The organism is Vibrio sp. STUT-A11 (assembly GCF_026000435.1).
Taxonomy (GTDB): Bacteria; Pseudomonadota; Gammaproteobacteria; order Enterobacterales; family Vibrionaceae; genus Vibrio.
In genome coordinates this window covers 358,571-377,971 of sequence record NZ_AP026764.1, presented here as the reverse complement: position 1 = coordinate 377,971, position 19,401 = coordinate 358,571, and the positions used below count along the sequence as shown (strand labels likewise).

Sequence of the window (19,401 nt, the reverse complement as noted above, 5' to 3'; positions counted from 1 at the left end):
GCTCTATCGCCTTGCCACAAAACTGCTGTGATGTACTCGGATTGGCTATCATCAAGAAGCAGCGCGATATTAAGGTCATAAGTTTTCACGCGCAATAAAAAATACAGCAAATAAAGAACAAGTTTTTTATCGTCAGGATAACATTTATTAATTAACGTTTACTCTATGATTTCTAAGAATTTATCTAGTATTTGGTTGTGTTTTAACCCGCTTCTGGTCACTAATGAGATATCAGAACTGAAGTGAAACGTATCGGGAAACAACGGTCGCATTTTCCCGGTATTACTCCAATAATCGGCGTAGTGCTGCGGCAAAAATCCGATGTAAGTTCCTGTCAATATGAGGAAAGCAATACCTTCATGATCGGACGCTGTAGCCGAGCATTTTAGCTTTTGATACAGATCGGTGACTTCGGGAGACATTCGGTGTCTTGTGATGACCGAATTGGTCTGTTTAAGACGTTCTATCTCTCGATCGTTTTCGCTGAAGAGTGGGTGTTCGTGGCTACAATAGAGAAAATAATTTTCGTTGTACAAAGTGCGGTAATCAAAGTTGTTACTTTTGTTATTGGCAGGGAATGCGCCGACATGAAACCGTCCGTCGATTAAGCCTTTTTCGATATCTGCTGGGGTCGACATCGTGATGTTGATATTAATCTTTTCACTCATTTTACGGATATGCTTTAGCGCGCGGGTTATCTTCATGTGTGGCTGAGTGACTAAATTATTGACCAGTGCGATATTGAGTTCGCCTCGCAGTTCATTATTGATTTGGTTTACGTCATTACGAAATTGCTCAATTGAAGCAAGCAGAATCTCAGCAGAGTCTAATACTGCTTCGCCTTCATCGGTCAGTGTGATTCCACCTCGTCCCCGATGGCACAGCTTCATATTCAAACGTTTCTCAAGGTCGCTCATTTGTAACGATATCGCCGACTTGGTAATGCCAAGAATAGGTTCAGCAGCGGTATAACTGCCGCACTCGACAACGGTTTTAAACAGGCGGATCAGTTTAATATCAAAGTCGGTGATCTGATTAATGACGCTTCGGGTTTTATTGTTGAGCTTTTTCATAACTAACGTAAAGTAAATTTATAATCTACTTAACATACTCATGTGCTAAAAATAAGTCTAGTTAACAAGGATGGTATAGCGATGAGTAACTACAAATTTGCACAAGATGGAATCGGTTCAGATCTTTCTGCTCATTGGATGGCATTTACTTCCAATCGCAGCTTTCACCAAAACCCCCGCATCATCACTCAAGCTCAAGGCGCTTGGCTCAAAGATGCCAATGGTCGTGATATTTATGACTCACTGTCTGGGCTATGGACATGTGGTGTCGGGCACGGTCGCCAAGAGATTCAAAAAGCGGTAGCAGAGCAGTTAGGGACCCTCGATTACTCACCTGCGTTTCAATTTGGTCACGAGCTCTCCTTTAAACTGGCAGATAAAATCGTCGAGAAAATGCCTGAAGGTTTAGACCATGTGTTGTTCACAGGCTCTGGCTCGGAAAGTGCTGATACATCACTTAAGTTGGCAAGAGCTTACTGGCGTGTCAAAGGCAAAGCGTCGAAAACTAAGCTGATTGGTCGCGCCCGTGGCTACCATGGCGTTAACGTTGGTGGAACCAGCCTGGGTGGCATTGGCGGCAATAGAAAGACATTTGGTCAGTTGTTTGATGCAGACCATATTCCTCACACTTTACAGCCTGAATTAGCCTTCACAAAAGGCTGTGCGGAAACAGGTGGAGTAGAGCTTGCGAATGAGTTTTTGAAGCTCATTGAACTTCATGACGCATCCAATATTGCCGCCATTATTGTGGAACCTATGTCGGGTTCTGCGGGTGTTATTGTGCCGCCGAAAGGTTACCTACAGCGTCTGCGTGAAATTTGTGACCAGCATGACATCCTGTTGATCTTTGATGAAGTGATTACTGCCTATGGACGCATGGGATGCTGGACTGGCGCTGAGTATTTTGGCGTGACGCCAGATATTATGAACACCGCGAAGCAGCTTACCAATGGTGCAATCCCAATGGGCGCAGTGATTACGTCTCATGAAATCTATCAGGCATTTATGGAGCAGGATTTACCTCCTCATATGATCGAGTTTGCCCATGGCTATACCTATTCCGCTCATCCCGTCGCATGTGCCGCAGGGTTGGCAACATTAGATCTGTTGGAAAAAGACGCGTTAATCCAACAGTCGAGCGAGCTGGCACCGATTTTTGAAAATAAACTGCATGCGATAAAATGTGCAAACCACGTTCTCGACATCAGAAACTGCGGCTTAGCCGGAGCGATTCAGATCGCACCGAGAGACAATGATCCAACGATTAGGCCATTCGAATGTACTTTAGATTTGTGGGACAAAGGATTTTATGTACGTTCTGGTGGCGACACGATTCAATTCGGTCCAAATTTTAATGCCAAAGCTGAAGATCTAGAGCGCTTATTCGACGCGGTTTACGAGACATTGAATCAACTAAATTAAAAAATTAAGGAAGGAAGTCAGATCATGGAAGTTATTTCTCACTTTATTGACGGAGACAAGTTCTCACACTCAGGTTCGACGATTGATGTTTACAACCCGGCGACAGGTGAGCCGATTCGCCAAGTAGAAATGGGGTCGTCTGAAACCGTGAATCAGGCAATAGAATCGGCGAAACGTGCCTATCCAGCCTGGAGTAAAACGCCTCCGCTAAAACGAGCGCGTATCATGTTTACGTTTAAGGATCTTTTGGAAGCGAATCAAGATCAAATTGCTCGATTGATCAGTGAAGAGCATGGTAAAACAATAGAAGATTCTCTCGGTGAGCTGCAGCGTGGTATCGAGAATGTGGAATACGCTTGTGGCGCGCCAGAGTTATTAAAAGGTGAATACACCCGAGGAACCGGGCCGGGTATTAACGCGTGGAGTGATCACAAACCTGTCGGCATCGTCGCTGGTATTACACCATTTAACTTCCCTGCAATGGTACCGCTTTGGATGTATCCACTTGCGGTTGTTTGCGGTAACTGTTTTATCCTCAAGCCGTCAGAGAAGGTACCGGCTTCAACTTTATTTATTGTTGAGTTATTGCATAAGGCAGGTTTGCCAAATGGCGTATTAAACGTGGTAAATGGCGGCAAAGAGGTTGTTGACGCGTTGATTGAAGCTCCGGAAGTGAAAGCGATGAGCTTCGTTGGCTCGACGCCTGTCGCGGAATATATTTATTCGCAAGGCACTAAGCGCGGTAAACGAGTACAGACACTTGGTGGCGCGAAGAACCATGCGATCATTATGCCGGACGCCGAAGTATCGAGCACCATCAACTCACTGATGGGTGCGGCATTTGGCTCTTGTGGTGAACGCTGTATGGCGATTTCAGTTGCGGTGTGTGTGGGTGATGAAGTCGCAGATAACTTGGTGAAAGAGCTCACTCCTCGAATTCAGGAACTCAGAGTCGGAGCCTTCACGCAAAATGCAGTGGACATGGGGCCGGTGATAGCAAAAGAGCATCTTGAGAAGATTTCCGGTTATATTGAAAGCGGTGTTGAGGCCGGTGCTGAATTAGTCGTGGATGGCCGTGGTCTTTCGGTTCCTGACTTCTCTGCTGGCTACTTTATCGGTGGCAGCTTGTTCGATAGAGTGACACCAGAAATGAAGATTTACACGGATGAAATCTTTGGCCCTGTGCTGTGTGTGGTGAGAGTTAAGTCCCTTGAAGAGGGTATTCAGCTCATCAATGAACACGAGTTTGGCAATGGGACCTGTATCTTTACACGCGATGGTGAAACGGCAGAGATATTCTGTGACGAAGTGGAAGCTGGCATGGTTGGTGTCAATGTACCGCTTCCTGTCCCGGTGGCTTACCATAGCTTTGGTGGCTGGAAACGTTCGTTATTCGGTGATCTTCATGCGTATGGCCCTGACGGCGTGCGCTTCTACACTCGTCGCAAGTCTATTACTCAGAAGTGGCCAAAGCCGCAAAATAACGAAACTGCGCAATTTGCTTTCCCAAGTAACAAGTAAAAGTTAGCGCTAATTTTCTTGGTTAATCACCTATCCCCTGGCTTTTTAGCCGGGGGATAGGTGATAAGCAGGCTAGATCGGCTCACCCGCTTCATCTTCTACTACGATATCTTTTTCTAAGCTTGCTTCCGCTAGCCAACGCTGCATGGTGTCGCTATTCAGGACTTTTTGCTGATATTGGGTTGCCTTCTTTGACAGTTTGATGCCGTAAGTAAGCGTGCGCAGTACCACTGGTGCATACATTGCGTCCGCAATAGACCATTCTCCAAATAGCCAACCATCCGGGTATTGTTCCATTTGCAGTGACCAGATTTGGTCAATACGCTCGATGTCTTTAAGCGCGTCTTTACTCAAAACTACCGATCTTTTAGCGCGGCAGTTCATCGGCATTTCATCACGTAGCGCCATAAATCCGGAATGCATTTCTGCTGATATAGCTCTTGCTTTGGCTCGCTCAGTAAGAGATTGTGGCCACGCCTTACCATCTAAGAAAGCTTCGTTTACGTACTCGAGAATCGCCAGTGAGTCCCACACGGTAACATCATCACAAACCAAAGTTGGTACCTTGGCGGTCGGTGTAATGTCCTCAAGGGTGTTGTAAAATTCGTCCGTAAACAGTTTGATTTTTTGGACTTCAACATCGATGTCGTATTGCATGAAGATAAGCCATGCTCTGAGAGACCAGCTCGAGTAGTTTTGATTGCCGATATAAAGTTTCATCCATGCTTCCTTGTTTTTTCGCAATTCTCGGAAACATTTACCGTAATCGATTGTGCTATCAAAAACTAGGGGGAGTTTTTGATAGCATCTTCCAGCCCTATGATTTAGTGACCAAGCTTCAACATGACCACGCCAGACAAAATCAGCATGATTCCGATGTAGCGAACCATGGAAGTCGGGTCTCCGTAGAAATAAACGCCGACAAGAAATGTTCCGGCCGCGCCAATGCCTGTCCAAACTGCGTATGCGGTCCCCATCGGGATCGCTCGCTGTGCTGCAAATAGCAACGCGCCGCTGATCGCCATGAATATCACTGCCATTGCTATCCCTAACACCTTGTGCCCAGACTGAGCAACTTTCAATCCAACCGGCCATCCAATTTCCGTAAGACCAGCTAAAACTAAATATAACCAGCTCATAATTTCCACCTGATTAGATAAAGGAAAAACATTTGCAGGCTATGGTATCGATTATTATGATGGATAAAAGTTAATAACTATCGATTTTTTTCATATGTTGAGTTTGGAACAAGTTAGGATGTTGGTACTCTCTGCGGAGCTAGGGTCATTTTCTGCCTGTGCAAGGAAAATGGGCAAGGTTCAATCTGCGGTTAGCCATGGTATCAGTACCTTAGAGATTGATTTAGGCATCGAATTGTTTGATCGTTCGGCCAGAAGCCCCAAGTTAACCCCCGCTGGTGAACGTTTGATACGCAGTGCGAAAAACTTGTTGGCGCAGGCAGATGAATTCGAAAAAATTGCTCAATCCATTGAACGATCGGAAGAAAGCCAGTTGACGATAGCCATTGACGACGGCGTGTATAATCCAAAGTTCGCCGATTTGTTTAAGCGTTTGGATAATCAATTTCCCACGATTCAAATCGATGTGCTGAGTTTAGCGTCTGGAGATATTTCTGCTGAAGTTGCAAATGGTGATGTTGATATCGGAGTGATGTTCACCGAGTTTGAACAGTTAAAGCAAGTCGACTTCTGTTATGTGGGAAGCATTGATTACCTTCCTGTCTGTCATCCGAATTATCCGCTCGCAGATATTGATGTCGAGCTGCAATCGGATTTGGCACCGTTTCGACAACTGGCGATCCGAGGAAAGTCAAAAGTAGAATCGCAGGCTTTGATCAGTATAGCGCCCAAAGTTTGGTGGAGTTCAAGTCATTACAGTGCGTTGGAGCTAGTCAAGCAACAAGTAGGCTGGGCTTATTTACCCTCTTTTTTGGTCAATGAGTTAATCGACTCCGGTGAATTACACAAAATTAAAGTGGCCTTTGACCATAAGCCCTGGAATGCGCCAGTCGATTTAGTCTTTAAAAAGGGCAGAATGAACGGCCCTATCTTTCAGTGGCTATTTGACGAACTTAAACAAATATTTACACCGACAACTTTGATTTAGGTAACTTCACATTGAAGCCGGATGCATCATAGTGACTTGATTGTTTTTATTCTAGATAACACCGGTTATCTGCCCGGTGTTATCAAATATACTCTGTTTATTGCGCTGCAACGACAGACATTTCTACCAGAATAACATCTCTTGCCATGCGAGCTTCAACACATGCGCGCGCAGGTTTTTCTCCGTTGGCAACCCACGCATCCCACACTTTGTTCATCTCGGCGAAGTCTTTCATGTCGCGAAGGTAGATAGTCACGGATAGGAGTTTATCTCGATGGCTACCCGCTGTTTCAAGTAAGGCATCAATCTTATCCAGGCAGCGTTGAGTCTGCTCGGTAATATCCCACGCCGCATCACCAGCTGTCTGGCCACAAAGATAAATAGTACCGTTGTGTTTAACAATACGGCTCATACGCTCTGTGGATTCTATTCTTTCAATTGTCATTGTTTTCCTTTTGACTGCTTTTTTAGGATTTAGTGATAGTTATGATACACCAACCTAGCATTATGACTTCATGAGTCTTGCTTACGTAAATGACTCAGAGCCATCACGTGGCAACTTATTTAGGTTGATGTCGTCGTCAGCTTCGACTCAAGATGAATGTTAACAAAATCAGTCCTTGGAAACAGTGATCGTTTCTTGTAGACCAGTTGTTTCGGATTTTTCTTATGCTTTATACTCAAGTAACCGCGAGTTTTTTAGTCAAGTATCACTTGGAAAGCCGTACTATGTTGCAAGCACAAGTTAATGAAACAAAAATGGCGACTCGAGGCCGCCATGTCATTTGCTGATAGCATTAACGTCGATAGTATAAAGAAATTCGATTCCCATCGATTTCCTGAACGATAAACCGAATCTCATAAATGTCGCTTAATACCGCTTCATCAATCACTTCGTCTACCGTGCCAGCTTTGATGACTTCACCCAGTTTCATCGCAACGATGTGGTCGGAATAACAGGAAGCAAAGTTGATGTCGTGAATCACGATCACGACCGCTTTGTTTTTCAGTTTGGCTAATTTGTGCAGCGTGCTCATGATATCGACAGAGTGTTTGATATCGAGGTTATTCAGTGGCTCATCAAGGAATATGTAGTCAGTATCCTGCGCCACGACCATCGCGATGAACGCCATTTGGCGCTGACCACCAGAAAGTTGGTCAATAAAGCGATCTTGTAAATGGTCGATTTCCAGATGCTGCATAGACTCTTCAATGATGCGATGGTCTTCTGCTGTTAAACGTCCCTGAGAGTAAGGGAAACGCCCGAACGCGACCAAATCTCGCACCGTGAAGCGCATATTGATGTTGTTGGATTGACGTAGAACAGAGAGACGTTTTGCCAAGTCTTCTGTGCTCCACTGGTCGAGCGGTTTGTCACCGATTACGACGCTTCCAGCATCGCTTTCCGTCAGACGGCTTGCCATGGAAAGCAGAGTACTTTTACCTGCGCCATTTGGGCCGATAATGCTGGTGACTTTACCAAGTGGAAAAAGGGCATCTGCATTTTTTACCACGTATTTTTCATTGTATTTTTTGCTTAAACCTTGAATACGGATCATCTGATACACCTTTAGTCGAATTTATTTTTCATAAGCAGAACGAGGAAGTAACCGCCGCCAATAAAGTTGATGATTACACTGATGGTGGTCTCGAAATCGAACAGGTTTTCGACTACCCACTGGCCGCCAGACAGCAAAACCATTGACAGTACAGAACTTGCGACAATCAGAAGGCGATGTTGGTAACCGGTAAATATTTGGCGGGTCAGGGCGACAACAATTAAACCAAAGAACAGGATTGGACCAATCAGAGCAGTTGAAATAGAAACCATCAGCGTGATGATGAACATCACTTGCATCGTTAGCTTATGCGTGTTTACGCCCAAACTCTTAGCGTTATCCACACCCAACCACATCACATCCAGCTTGTTTGAGATACGCATTAAGTAGGCGCCGCATAGCAGCATAGGAACGACACACCAGTAGACTAGCTCGCTGTTGATGTTATTAAAGCTGGCAAACATGGATCCCTGAATGAAGCTAAATTCGTCTGGATCGGTCACCATAGTGAAAAAGCCTGTGATGCTACTGAACAAGCTGCTGAGCACGATACCAATCAGTAGTAAAGTGAAGATGTTGCGCTGACGACCTCTAAAGTAGAAGCTGAATAGGGTCATCGCACACACAATCATAATGCCAGTAGATACGACAAAATTGAGTTGGCTGTTGATGACCAAGACACTCAGCCCACCAAACATCACCACCAATATTACCTGAATCAACACGTATAGAGAGTCAAACCCGAGAATCGACGGCGTCAGGATTCGGTTATTGGTGATCGTCTGGAAGATCAGTGACGAGGAGGCAATGGCAATAGCTGCTAAGACAATTGCCAGGACTTTAGGCACACGACGAGACAAGAAAAATTGGTAGTTGTCTGGTGTCAAACCCTTGCCGATAAATACGGCGCAAATAAGTACTGCGATAGCCGCGAGTACCATGACTTTAATGGAATCACGCATTCGCTTTGTCTCTCAATACCAGGTAAATAAAAACAGAACCGCCTAAGATACTGATTATCATAGAAATAGGAATTTCGTAAGGGAAGATAATCAGGCGCCCTAAAATGTCACAGGTCAGTACCAATATGACCCCTGCGTATGCCGTCCAAGGCAAGTTGCGACGCATGTTGTCGCCAATAAATATCGACACTAAGTTTGGCACGATAAGGCCCAGAAAAGGAATCATTCCCACGATCATCACAACAGACGAGGACAATACCGCGACCAAGATAACGCCAATAAGTACGATACGTTGGTAATTTAAGCCGATGTTTTTCGCGAAGCTCTCACCAATACTGGCAGCACTGAAGCGGTTAGCGTAAGCGTAAGCCAGCAGAGATACCGGAAGCGCCAAATATAAAAACTCGTAGTTACCTTGTAAAACTGAAGCAAAGTTCGCGACCGTCCAGGAACCAAGTGTCTGCACCAAATCATATTTGTAGGCGACAAAGGTCGTCATCGAAGAGACCACATTGCCATACATGATGCCGATCAGCGGCACTAAAATGGTATTTTTGAACTTCAAGCGTTGTAGGAAACGAACAAAAATAATCGTGCCAAGTACCGAGAAAGCGAAGATGGTGATCAGATGTACCCAGCTATTCATATCAGCAAAGAAGATCAAAGCGATGATGTAACCGAACATTGCCCAGTCTACGGTACCTGTAGTGGATGGTGCCGCAAAGCGGTTCTGAACGATTTGTTGCATGATCAATCCGGCGATACTCAAGCCCGCACCGGCTAAGACAATGGCAAGTAATCGCGGCAGTCGACTGACTAGCAGAATATTCAAACTGTGACTGTCACCAGCCAGAATTTGCGATAGGGATACGTTTGCTACCCCGACCAGCAAAGAGGTGCCAGCGAGGATGAGGAGCAAAGCAAACGCCAAAATATGATGTAATTTCATGGTGAAAATATAGATATTATAAAAATGACAATGACCTTTCACGCCATAGGCGGAAAGGTCATCTTTTATAGGGTGACTAAAGTGAGCTTATTAATTAACAACGACTTGGTTTAGCTCTTTAATCATGGTTTGAGTTGATTGGTAGCCGCCAGCTGTTAAATACCATGCTGCTGGGTCAATAAACTTCACGAGACCATTTTTCGCAGCTGGTGTGGATTCGATGAGTTCGTTTTCAAACAACGCTTTTGCTTTACCATTGCTCTGACCAATAGCTTGTTCACGGTCCAGAACCAACAGTACTTCTGGTTGTGCATCTGCAATGTATTCAAAAGAAATCAGGCTGCCATGTCGGCCTGCTGTTGTTTTCACATTGTTAGACGTAGAGGTTGCAAAGCCTGCTTCGTTATACACAAAAGAAAAACGGCTGTCAGGGCCAAACATCGCGAGATTACTTCCGCTGTTAGAGACCGTCAAAGCGCGTGGTGGATGATTCGCTACTTTGGTGTGAAGTTTCTCAATCTGGCTTTGAACATCACTAATTAATTGCTTTGCTTGCTCTTGTTTATTGAAAATCTCACCTAGATTGTTCCAGTTATTTTGGGTACTTTTCCAGTAATCTGTGTTATCGATCTCAAACATATAAGTTGGTGCAATGTCTTTAAGATCTTTATAGATGCTTGCCATGCGCGCTTCTGCAATGATCAGATCAGGTTTCAACGTAAACAAGGTTTCAAAATTCACTTCTTGCAAGCTGCCTGTATTTGCCACAGAATCGCCTTTGTACTTTTCCAGCGTGGCTGGAAGTAATACTTTTGGCACACCTACTGGTGTGATCCCAAGGGCGTCGACGTAATCAAGGCTACCGTAGCCGAGAACGACAACGCGTTTCGGTACTTCATTTATTTCTACTGAGCCTAAGCTGTGTTGGTAGGTTTTAGCGATGGCCCCGATTGGTGCTAGTGCCAGTAGCAGCGCACTTGTTGCTACACGAAGAGAAGTTTTACCAAACATAATGATTCCCAAAAAGGTCTATAAGTCAGTCATCTAACTGGAAAAGCGTTTAAGCATGAAAACAGAGCAAAAGATGATCTGAAAGTACTGAAACTTAAGTTAACTAAAATCAAATAAGAATGATTATTGATTGCAGACACGTTATCAGATAGGTTATAACCAGCAACTGAATTATAGGAATAGTGAGTATTCAAAAAATGAATTTAGCTCAAGTTGATTTGAATTTACTGTTTATTTTTAAGAGCTTACTTGAAGAAAAGCACGTGTCCAATACCGCGGCTTTATTGAATATGAGCCAGCCATCTGTTAGCCGGTCTTTACAAAAGCTGAGAAATTTGTTTGGTGACGAATTGTTGGTTAGGACCGCTCATGGTTATGAACTGACTCCCAAAGCCGAGGAAATCAAACAAGATTTAACCACTGTGTTAACTGGGTTAGAAAAGCTAATGTATGGTCAGTCTTTTGTTGCAGAGAAGAGCAAGGGAACAATACGTTTCTACGGTTTAGTCCCGCAAGTGACGATGTTGTTGCCTAGTGTGATTTCACGCATTCGGCAAGAAGCACCTAGCATGATTGTTGATGTCGACTCTATCCCTAAAAGGCATTTTGATGGTTTGATTACTGGTGATGTGCATTTTGTGCTCTCTACCGCTTCTCCCCCAAGCTCTGAGCAAAACTTGTATCGCATGAAAATTGCAAACCGAGACTATCGATTCTTAATGAGCGACTCTCATCCTTTGGCAAATGTCGAAGAGTTGACGATAGACATGTTACTGGAATGCAACTTTGGTCAGATTTCACTTCAGGGTGGGAAAACACTGTCTATTTACCACCGATTTACCGAACTTGGTGTGGTGGATAAGAATCGAAGCTTGTCGATACCCATACAGCTGTCCAATTTTAATGCAGCGCCTGCAATTGCCGAAGCATCCGATGTGGTATTTCATTTACCGACACCTTTTGCTGAAGGCGCATGCCTTGGTCGAAAATTGGTCACAAAAAAAGTACCAAAAGAAATTCGCCTTGATAGCGAATCGGTCTATCTATATTGGCATAAACGCTACCACAATGATCCGATGTGCAGCTGGGTGAAGTCCTTATTCAAAGAAATTTACGGCTCTGTTGAAGGTGAATGATTAATTTTTTGTTTGCGCTCTGTTCACACTTGTGATGTTGAAGCTTCGCGTACTGACAATGTTGGTATGAATACAGACTGCTAAGCAGAAACTCAAATGAAAAAGGGGCGTTGCAGTTTGCACTGTGGCGCCCGTTTGTTTGCCACTCAGCTTAACTGGACTGAGCCACCTCGTCCACCGTCTGCTCTGCTGGCAGTGACGCACTAAACCCTCGTAGAATATTGATTAAGGTAATGCCAGTAAACAGTGCGATGACCAGTGAAAGGTGCCACGCTTCACTTAAACCAAGCTGAACCAGCGTCAAACTGACCAGAGAAGAAGCTATCATTTGCCCGCCACCAGACATTGCTGCTGCGGTTCCTGCTTGTTCCTTATAAGGTTGCATGACCAAAGCCTGAGCACATGGCAAAGCAATGCCGTTACCCAATATCATCAGTAGTTGCCCAAGCATCAAATACAACGGTTCCACCGGACATAAGAACAACCATATTGCTGCACTGATATGCAACACCGGCGTACATAGCAGCATCTTTTTGTTGCCAATGATCGGGCGGACACGGTTACAAATGGTTGTGCCACCCAACATACCAAGGGCAGGGATCAGTGCCCACATCGCGTATTCATCTGAAGTCATACCGATTTGATCCTGCATAATAAATGGCATGACAGACACGGTTGTGATCATCAAACTGAAGTTAAGCCAACTGATGCTAGCAAAGCTCATGAAGTAACGTGAGGTAAGTAGATTTCGGTACTGACGTAACATCGTCTTAGGCGATGGAATGGAAGAACGCTTTGAAATTGTCTCGGTAAATCGAAAAGCAATAATAATCCAGGCAATCGACACATAACCTAACAACGAAATAAACACCATACTCCAGCCGAAATGGAAGTTGATAAAACCACCAATTACGGGCGCCATTAGAGGTGTGATAGAAGCTGCCATCGCAATGTAAGACATCGCAACCGGAAGTTCGCTACCGCTAAATCGATCACGAGTAGAGGCGCGAGCTAATACCGCGCAGCAGCCAGTACCTAATCCTTGCAGAAAACGCCCCATGACCATGCCAGTAAAAGTCTGACTCATAAATATGATCATCAGCAGCCCAGACATGGCAATCAGCAATCCGGCTAACAAGACTTTTTTCCTGCCTAAGGCATCGGATATTGGGCCATAGATAAATTGGGACGGGCCAAATCCAAGTAAGTAAATACTTACTAATAGCTGAGCTTGGTCGAGTGAAATCGAGAAGTCTTTTGCTATCCATGGCAAAGATGGCATCACCAATCCCATACTCAGCTGACCGACACTGATAATCAGGCAGGCGAGTAAAATGGAACGAAAGTTAATGGCATTTCTCATGAAGATTCACCATTTGAAAGACCGGCTCTCCCGCGAGTTCTCATTCCGCCCTCATCGTCAAATTCATTCAGCTTGGCTTTCACACGTTTTACGGTCGATAAGCTGACGTCACACTGCTCGGCGACGTTTTGTAGCGTGTTACCTTCAAGTAAGAGTGTCGCGATTTGCTGATGCTTTGCCTTATCTGCTGGGCGACCGCGGAATTTTTTCTTCCACCTTTCTGGCTCTCCTTTAATCGCACGTCGACCCTGTTCTGCGGCAAACAAGCGGTGCTGGGTTTGCACTTTTCCGTAGCCAGATAGCAGTGCGATCATGGTTTTGGTCTCGAGTGAATTTGGCTCGAAGCGCAGTGGTTCGCACACAGTTTGAAGATTCACGTTTTTATTGAGTAGGAGTTCAATGGTATTGAGTGACTGACTGAAATCACGTCCAAAAGTCGTTAGCCACCAAATGATGACCGTATCGCCAGGTTTGATGATGTCGAGTAATTGTTGGAATGCCTCGCGCTCTGTCGGAGGTATGCAGCCACGCGCTTTGTCTTCAAAATGTTGCGCTTCAGGAGCCGCCGCTTTCAAAATTGATAGGTTCTCACTGTAAGCACGATTTCGAGGCGAATAGCGAGAGTAGAGGTAGGTTGTCATTATGGTTTGCCTCGTAAAGAAATTGGTTCATATAATGTAATGGTTCATAAATATACGCTGGTTCATTAATGTTTTCAACACCAAATGAACCAAAGAGAAGGAAATCAGCAGAAATAAAAAAAAGCCAGTCAAAAAATTTTTGACTGGCTTGGTTTTAAAACCTAATGGCAGGGGGGCCGTTTTTCATCTTATCTATTTCCTCATTTCTCTGGGGCGAGAAACGAGGTAGGGAGTGGTTAGCTAAGAGACGAAACGTTTAAGCGGTTGCTTGCTTATTCTGTTTTGCCTTTTCACGCATGCCCAATACGACGGTCAGGGCAAATGCAGTGATGAAAGAGATAATCATGCCAATGATGTAGTAGCTTATTTTGTCTGGTGAGATAGAGATAATGCCAGGTAAGCCTGCTGCACCAAGTGCTTGCGCTTTCACGTTAAATAGGGTGATAAACGCACTCGCAACGGCTGAACCTACGATAGCTGCTAAGAATGGGTAGCGAAGCTTCAGGTTCACCCCGAACATTGCTGGCTCGGTAATACCCAGTAACCCAGTGATACCAGATGGGACAGCGATGCCTTTCATTTTCGTATCGCGAGTTGTAAAGCCTACTGCTAGTGCTGCTGCACCTTGTGCTACGTTCGACATCGCGGCAATTGGGAAGATAAATGTACCGCCAGTGGTCGCGATGTCGGCCAGTAGCTGAGTTTCAATCGCGATAAAGCTGTGATGCATACCGGTAATAACAAACGGAGCGTAGATAAAGCCAAACAGAGCGCCACCAACAAAACCAGCCGAATCATATAGCCAGTTCAAACCGTCACCCAGCATAAAGCCAAGGTCGCGAGTAAACGGGCCGACCAAAGTGAACGTTACAAAGCCAGTAATAAAGATAGCCAGCATTGGGGTTAGCAAGTTATCCAATACGGACGGGATAACCTTACGCAGTCCAAGCTCCACTTTTGCCAGAATAAACGCAGAGACTAAAACTGGCAGTACTGAGCCTTGGTAGCCGACTTTTTGGATCTCCAAGCCCAGAATGTTCCAAGTTGGGACCGTGCCCGAAACCGATGCACTGCCGAAGCCCCAGCCATTCAATAAGTCAGGGTGAACCATCAGCATGCCAAGTGCAGCACCCAAGAATGGGTTACCACCAAATTTCTTCGAAGCAGAAAACGCCAATAAAACAGGTAAATAAACAAAAGGCGCGTTAGCGAATGTGTTGATCATGCTCGCTAGGTCTGCCAGGCCTGGGTACGCTTCGATGATCGACTGACCTTCAATAAACAAGCCTTGTGCGGTAAGCAGATTGAAAAGACCCATAAGTAGACCGCCGGCAACGATCGCTGGGATGATTGGCACAAAAATATCCGACAGGCCTTTCACGGCACGTTGAACGATATTTTGTTTCTGGGCACCTGCCGATGCGACGTCGTTGGTCGACATTTCGGCTAAACCAGTCTGTTTCGCCATTTCTGCGTAAACCTGGTTTACGATGCCAGAACCGAAAATAATCTGGTATTGGCCCGCAACTTTGAACTGGCCTTTGACCCCGTCTAAGTTGCCGATTGCTTCTTCATTGACTTTGTCTTCATCTTTTAGCGCTAAGCGTAGACGCGTTGCGCAGTGAGCAAGGGCTTGAAGGTTATCTTTACCGCCTAAATGCTCGAGTAATTGTTTTGCTATGACTGGATAGTTCATTGCACACCCCGATTGGTATTACTGAAATTTAAAATGTATCCAAGTGCTATCGCCAATATTACAGATTGCTCATTGTTACCGAATCACCTGTTTTACCGCTCATAATTGAGGGGATGTTTGACTTTATAATACTCAAGCCCGCTTAAATTTGTGGTCTGAGTACCTATCTGCACCTGATTTATCGTTTTTGTATTTTTGGGAACGTTTGCAAAATGGATTTTTGATGATTATTCATAAGTGGTCAAAGCATAAGACCAAAATGTGTGAGTGTGATCCCCATATTCGTCAACAAAATTCCGCTTAACAAGGGTAAAATCACATAATTGACTGGGGATACAGATAGCTTTCTGCAAACAATCCCAAAAAATAAATCGAATAGAGGCAATATGGCAAGTTTGCACGACGTTGCGCGTTTAGCTGGGGTTTCTAAATCCACTGTATCTCGCGTGATTAACAACGAGTATGGGGTAAAGGAAGCCACTAAAGTTAAAGTACGTAAAGCGGTGGAAGAGTGTGGCTACGTAGTGAATCAAGTGGCTAAGGATCTCAAATCGCAAAAGACAAATCTTATTGGCGTGATCGTACCTCGCGTTTCTTCTCATGCGATTTCTCAAGGTGTCGATGGCTTAACCGCGGTTATTGAGCAGTCTGGCAAGCACGTCCTATTGGCCAATACACATCAGCTTTATGAAAAAGAAGTTGAATATATTCAGATCTTTAACCAAAAGCGGGTTGAAGGAATTATTCTCTATGCGACGCACTTAGATGCAAAACTAGTGAAAGCGATTCAACAGTCTAATGTACCTGTTGTTCTGGTGGGACAAGATGGCTCTCTACACAATGTACCGAGTGTTGTTCATGACGATGTACGTGTGGGATTTGAAGCGGGTAACCGCCTAATTGCCGCAGGTTGTCAGCATGTCGCTTTTATTGGTGTTCAGGGTGATGACATTGCGGTTGACGCACTGCGTTCTCAGGGGCTTAAGCAGGCTTTAGCCTTTCATCAGCAATCATTGCTCGTCCATGTCCGAGGTGACTTCACCATAGAGTCTGGTTACCAGCAAGCACAAGCGTTGATAGAAGACTACCCAGAGGTCGATGGTCTGTTTTGTGCGACTGACCGTATTGCAGTGGGTGCTGTAAAGGCACTGCGTGAAATGGGCGTTAAGGTCGGAGATCAGGTACGCGTGCTGGGCGTTGGTAATGATGAACTGTCGAGGATTAGTATTCCAAGCTTATCAACGTTTAACTATGCGTTTGATAAAGCAGGGGAAAATGCAGCTAAAATGCTACTTGAACGCATTGAAGGCCGTGGTGAAGAGATGAGCAAAGTCGTACTGACTTTCCAAAACATCGAACGTGAAACCTGCTAGATGGAAAATGCCCTTTTAGGGAACGTTCCCCTAAACTGAAAATAAAAAACCGATGTGATTCAAAGCATCGGTTTTTTGCTTCTCGTTCTACCCTAAAGAACCGTTCATTACGCAGAAATGCCGTTCGTTTAGCAACTAACGGCGTCTTTAAGCCTTCAGTCATCCTGAACCACGACGAAGGAGTGTGATTCAGGATCTAATTTCCGAGCACTTTATGGCCGAAATTATTTCATTAACTGCTCAGCGCGCTGCTATTAGATTCCTAGTCTCGCTAGAGCTCGCTGGAATGACACAGATGAAATCGTTAAGCGATTGGCATCATCATTACGCAGTGGGTTTAGCTTTAGAGTTTGGCTGGTAATGCAGTATCACCATGGAAGTCGGTGAAAGTAGCACTTCGCCTTCAGCGTGGCCTGGGTTTAAGTTGCGGACATTGGTATCACAAATCGTTGTCCAGTTTTGTTTACGATCATTGGGTAACTTAAAGCGTGCTGTTGCATTGGTTTGGTTGATTAAGTACACCAACTCTTGCCCATCTTTGCCAATTCCAAGGTGCAGTGCCACAGAGCTGAGTCGGTTCCAGTCATCGTGCTCCATTAGGTGGCCATCCGTTCTTCGCCAAAATATACGATTGTTATTACGATTGTCCCCACTGAACGAGCGGATAAATGGCACCATGTATTTTTTACGGTTGGCAACCATTTGCGACATCCAGATTTTGAAATGTTGTTTGCGTTCTGTTTCTCCCCAGTTTAACCAGCTGGTTTCGTTGTCCTGACAGTAGGCATTGTTATTTCCTCCCTGCGTATGAGACAGCACGTCAGCCGTCAAGATGTGAGGAATACCAAATGAAAACAACAAGCTCGCGATGAGATTACGTTTTTGCTTCTCGCGAGTCGCAATGATCATTAGGTTTTCAGTCTCGCCTTCTACCCCGTAGTTTTCTGAGCGGTTGTCACCGTGTCCATCGCGGTTTTCTTCACCATTGGCTTCATTGTGCTTTTGTTTGTAGGAAACCAGATCCTGGAGTGTGAAACCATCGTGGTAAGTGATGTAGTTAACGGTCAGCTTGTACGGCCAGTTGGCTGCGCTGTATATGTCACGAGAACCCATCAGACGAGTCGCGAACTCTTTTAAGTAGCCTTGATCGCCGCGCCAGAAGCTGCGTGATATATCGCGCAGCTTGTCGTTACATTCATTCCAACCGAACGGGAAGTTACCCACCTGGTAGCCGTTAGGACCGATATCCCACGGCTCTGCGATCAATTTTGTCTCTCTTAGAACCGGATCTTGCGCGACGGCTTTGAAAAACGCGGCTTCAGGATTGTAATTATCTCCCTGACGGCCGAGCGTCGCGGCCAAATCGAAGCGGAAACCATCAACTTTGAACTCACTCACCCAGTAACGAAGCGTGTCCATGACTAAATTTAATGCTGGTTGGTAAGTGAGGTCGACGGTATTACCACACCCGGTATAGTTGGCAAAATGGGTTCCATGCTTGATGTAAAAACGAGAATCCAGAGCCTTTAGGTTAAAAATGGTCGGGCCTTCACCGCCTTCAGCCGTGTGGTTATAGACCACATCCAGAATGACTTCGATGCCGTTTTTATGCAGTTCACGAATGGTCGTTTTCAGTTCATTCACTGCATCCTTTTTCGCATAACGTGGGTCGGGTGTCATGAACAGGTAGGGATTATAGCCCCAGTAGTTCGCTTTCTTCATTCCAAGTAAATGTGGCTCATGCATACACGCTGCGACAGGTAGCAACTGCAACGTGTTGATGTTCTGCTGCTTATAAAAAGCCAACATTTCTGGCGAAGACAATCCGAGATAATGCCCTTTCTTAGCGGCATCAACTTTGGGATGAAGTTGAGTAAGACCTTTCACATGGGTCTCGAATAGCACCATCTCTTCTCTTGGGATACGCGGGTGTTCTGTTTTGTGCCAATCAAAGTCATCTTTGATTACCACACACTTTGGCATAGCAAAGCTTTTCTTGGCAGAGTAAGGCGGTTGGTAATGGAGTACCTTATCTATCGATTTGGCGTAAGGGTCTGAGATGAGCAGCGGTTCATCATTGTGGGAGACAATGTAGCCGTACTTCTGTCCAGCCTTCACTTTTGGAATAAAGGTGTGCCGTATTCCGGCGTATTCACCGGGTAGATCGTGCAGCGTGTACTTGTCGTCGTCGGAAAACAACGCCAGTTTTATGTCTTTATTCTCGGGCGAGTGAATAGAGAAGTTACAGCCTTCTTTATTCAGTGTTGCACCCAAGGGGTATGGGCGAGATCGAAATTGCGTCATCTGAGATTCTTTATTTAATAAATATTGCTACCTATAGGAAACTATAAGTTAAAAACTTTGTCTTACTAAGGTCAACAGCCTTAATTACATAAAGAAGATAAAATATTCATGTAATTTAATTACTTTAAATATTCACTTTTGTGTTTAAAATTTGATCTTCCTATCATTTTGTACCTGTCCATGAATGAAAAGACTTACGGACTACGCCCTATATCCGTGATATACCTAGATGAAACGCCGTTCGGTAAATTTTCTACGCCTTTC

Annotated in this window: 17 protein-coding genes; 5 read left to right on the top strand and 12 right to left on the bottom strand. The window is 44.9% G+C overall.

Annotated features, from left to right (window positions below; all coding sequences use genetic code 11):
• Positions 1 to 158: 158 nt before the first annotated feature.
• A complete protein-coding gene (locus OO774_RS17360) occupies positions 159 to 1,073 on the bottom strand; it encodes a LysR family transcriptional regulator (RefSeq protein ID WP_264907856.1) in 915 nt (304 codons plus the stop codon).
• Positions 1,074 to 1,154: 81 nt separating this feature from the next.
• On the opposite strand from OO774_RS17360, the gene OO774_RS17355 reads away from it, so the two are divergent.
• Positions 1,155 to 2,495 carry an aspartate aminotransferase family protein gene (locus OO774_RS17355; RefSeq protein WP_264907854.1) on the top strand — a complete coding sequence of 447 codons (1,341 nt, stop codon included), beginning with the start codon at positions 1,155 to 1,157 and terminating at the stop codon, positions 2,493 to 2,495.
• A gap of 24 nt (positions 2,496 to 2,519) precedes the next feature.
• Positions 2,520 to 4,016: a CoA-acylating methylmalonate-semialdehyde dehydrogenase gene (locus OO774_RS17350; protein ID WP_264907852.1), complete on the top strand. Its 1,497-nt coding sequence runs from the start codon at positions 2,520 to 2,522 to the stop codon at positions 4,014 to 4,016.
• A gap of 72 nt (positions 4,017 to 4,088) precedes the next feature.
• On the opposite strand, the gene OO774_RS17345 is transcribed toward OO774_RS17350, so the two are convergent.
• Positions 4,089 to 4,736 carry a glutathione S-transferase family protein gene (locus OO774_RS17345; protein WP_264907851.1) on the bottom strand — a complete coding sequence of 216 codons (648 nt, stop codon included), beginning with the start codon at positions 4,734 to 4,736 and terminating at the stop codon, positions 4,089 to 4,091.
• Positions 4,737 to 4,840: 104 nt separating this feature from the next.
• A complete protein-coding gene (locus OO774_RS17340) occupies positions 4,841 to 5,155 on the bottom strand; it encodes a multidrug efflux SMR transporter (RefSeq protein ID WP_264907850.1) in 315 nt (104 codons plus the stop codon).
• Between the two features lie 94 nt (positions 5,156 to 5,249).
• On the opposite strand from OO774_RS17340, the gene OO774_RS17335 reads away from it, so the two are divergent.
• Entirely contained in the window at positions 5,250 to 6,143 is an 894-nt protein-coding gene (locus OO774_RS17335) for a LysR family transcriptional regulator (RefSeq protein WP_264907848.1), read from the top strand.
• Positions 6,144 to 6,240: 97 nt separating this feature from the next.
• On the opposite strand, the gene OO774_RS17330 is transcribed toward OO774_RS17335, so the two are convergent.
• From OO774_RS17330 to OO774_RS17310, 5 genes are all read right to left on the bottom strand, one after another.
• Positions 6,241 to 6,588 (bottom strand): RidA family protein, encoded by a 348-nt coding sequence (locus OO774_RS17330; protein ID WP_264907846.1) that lies wholly within the window; start codon positions 6,586 to 6,588, stop codon positions 6,241 to 6,243.
• Between the two features lie 352 nt (positions 6,589 to 6,940).
• A complete protein-coding gene (locus OO774_RS17325) occupies positions 6,941 to 7,702 on the bottom strand; it encodes an ATP-binding cassette domain-containing protein (RefSeq protein WP_264907845.1) in 762 nt (253 codons plus the stop codon).
• 11 nt (positions 7,703 to 7,713) lie between these two features.
• Positions 7,714 to 8,664: an iron chelate uptake ABC transporter family permease subunit gene (locus tag OO774_RS17320; protein ID WP_264907844.1), complete on the bottom strand. Its 951-nt coding sequence runs from the start codon at positions 8,662 to 8,664 to the stop codon at positions 7,714 to 7,716.
• On the bottom strand, positions 8,657 to 9,613 hold the full coding sequence (locus OO774_RS17315; protein ID WP_264907843.1) for an iron chelate uptake ABC transporter family permease subunit: 957 nt from the start codon (positions 9,611 to 9,613) through the stop codon (positions 8,657 to 8,659). The genes OO774_RS17320 and OO774_RS17315 overlap by 8 nt, the downstream gene beginning before the upstream one ends.
• A gap of 90 nt (positions 9,614 to 9,703) precedes the next feature.
• A complete protein-coding gene (locus OO774_RS17310; protein WP_264907841.1) occupies positions 9,704 to 10,624 on the bottom strand; it encodes an ABC transporter substrate-binding protein in 921 nt (306 codons plus the stop codon).
• Between the two features lie 197 nt (positions 10,625 to 10,821).
• On the opposite strand from OO774_RS17310, the gene OO774_RS17305 reads away from it, so the two are divergent.
• A complete protein-coding gene (locus OO774_RS17305; protein ID WP_264907840.1) occupies positions 10,822 to 11,760 on the top strand; it encodes a LysR family transcriptional regulator in 939 nt (312 codons plus the stop codon).
• 151 nt (positions 11,761 to 11,911) lie between these two features.
• On the opposite strand, the gene OO774_RS17300 is transcribed toward OO774_RS17305, so the two are convergent.
• The 3 genes from OO774_RS17300 to OO774_RS17290 form a co-directional block, all read right to left on the bottom strand.
• Positions 11,912 to 13,123 (bottom strand): multidrug effflux MFS transporter, encoded by a 1,212-nt coding sequence (locus OO774_RS17300; RefSeq protein WP_264907838.1) that lies wholly within the window; start codon positions 13,121 to 13,123, stop codon positions 11,912 to 11,914.
• The gene (locus OO774_RS17295; RefSeq protein WP_264907837.1) at positions 13,120 to 13,764 is read right to left on the bottom strand and encodes a recombinase family protein; all 645 of its coding nucleotides are present in this window, start codon (positions 13,762 to 13,764) and stop codon (positions 13,120 to 13,122) included. The genes OO774_RS17300 and OO774_RS17295 overlap by 4 nt, the downstream gene beginning before the upstream one ends.
• 256 nt (positions 13,765 to 14,020) lie before the next feature.
• Positions 14,021 to 15,460 (bottom strand): sucrose-specific PTS transporter subunit IIBC, encoded by a 1,440-nt coding sequence (locus tag OO774_RS17290; protein WP_264907835.1) that lies wholly within the window; start codon positions 15,458 to 15,460, stop codon positions 14,021 to 14,023.
• Positions 15,461 to 15,846: 386 nt separating this feature from the next.
• Here OO774_RS17290 and OO774_RS17285 point away from each other — a divergent pair, with 386 nt between their 5' ends.
• Positions 15,847 to 16,833 carry a LacI family DNA-binding transcriptional regulator gene (locus tag OO774_RS17285; RefSeq protein ID WP_264907833.1) on the top strand — a complete coding sequence of 329 codons (987 nt, stop codon included), beginning with the start codon at positions 15,847 to 15,849 and terminating at the stop codon, positions 16,831 to 16,833.
• Positions 16,834 to 17,157: 324 nt separating this feature from the next.
• Here OO774_RS17285 and glgX read toward each other — a convergent pair whose 3' ends face one another.
• A complete protein-coding gene (gene glgX, locus OO774_RS17280; RefSeq protein WP_264907832.1) occupies positions 17,158 to 19,137 on the bottom strand; it encodes a glycogen debranching protein GlgX in 1,980 nt (659 codons plus the stop codon).
• Between the last annotated feature and the right edge of the window lie 264 nt (positions 19,138 to 19,401).

Excerpts from the sequence above, each read along its gene's own strand:
- OO774_RS17290 (WP_264907835.1), bottom strand. The coding sequence starts at position 15,460 with ATGAACTATCCAGTCATAGCAAAACAATTACTCGAGCATTTAGGCGGT.
- OO774_RS17345 (WP_264907851.1), bottom strand. The coding sequence starts at position 4,736 with ATGAAACTTTATATCGGCAATCAAAACTACTCGAGCTGGTCTCTCAGA.
- OO774_RS17315 (WP_264907843.1), bottom strand. The coding sequence starts at position 9,613 with ATGAAATTACATCATATTTTGGCGTTTGCTTTGCTCCTCATCCTCGCT.
- OO774_RS17325 (WP_264907845.1), bottom strand. The coding sequence starts at position 7,702 with ATGATCCGTATTCAAGGTTTAAGCAAAAAATACAATGAAAAATACGTG.
- OO774_RS17360 (WP_264907856.1), bottom strand. The coding sequence starts at position 1,073 with ATGAAAAAGCTCAACAATAAAACCCGAAGCGTCATTAATCAGATCACC.
- OO774_RS17355 (WP_264907854.1), top strand. The coding sequence starts at position 1,155 with ATGAGTAACTACAAATTTGCACAAGATGGAATCGGTTCAGATCTTTCT.
- OO774_RS17305 (WP_264907840.1), top strand. The coding sequence starts at position 10,822 with ATGAATTTAGCTCAAGTTGATTTGAATTTACTGTTTATTTTTAAGAGC.
- OO774_RS17330 (WP_264907846.1), bottom strand. The coding sequence starts at position 6,588 with ATGACAATTGAAAGAATAGAATCCACAGAGCGTATGAGCCGTATTGTT.
- OO774_RS17340 (WP_264907850.1), bottom strand. The coding sequence starts at position 5,155 with ATGAGCTGGTTATATTTAGTTTTAGCTGGTCTTACGGAAATTGGATGG.
- glgX (WP_264907832.1), bottom strand. The coding sequence starts at position 19,137 with ATGACGCAATTTCGATCTCGCCCATACCCCTTGGGTGCAACACTGAAT.
- OO774_RS17310 (WP_264907841.1), bottom strand. The coding sequence starts at position 10,624 with ATGTTTGGTAAAACTTCTCTTCGTGTAGCAACAAGTGCGCTGCTACTG.
- OO774_RS17300 (WP_264907838.1), bottom strand. The coding sequence starts at position 13,123 with ATGAGAAATGCCATTAACTTTCGTTCCATTTTACTCGCCTGCCTGATT.
- OO774_RS17350 (WP_264907852.1), top strand. The coding sequence starts at position 2,520 with ATGGAAGTTATTTCTCACTTTATTGACGGAGACAAGTTCTCACACTCA.
- OO774_RS17285 (WP_264907833.1), top strand. The coding sequence starts at position 15,847 with ATGGCAAGTTTGCACGACGTTGCGCGTTTAGCTGGGGTTTCTAAATCC.
- OO774_RS17320 (WP_264907844.1), bottom strand. The coding sequence starts at position 8,664 with ATGCGTGATTCCATTAAAGTCATGGTACTCGCGGCTATCGCAGTACTT.
- OO774_RS17295 (WP_264907837.1), bottom strand. The coding sequence starts at position 13,764 with ATGACAACCTACCTCTACTCTCGCTATTCGCCTCGAAATCGTGCTTAC.
- OO774_RS17335 (WP_264907848.1), top strand. The coding sequence starts at position 5,250 with ATGTTGAGTTTGGAACAAGTTAGGATGTTGGTACTCTCTGCGGAGCTA.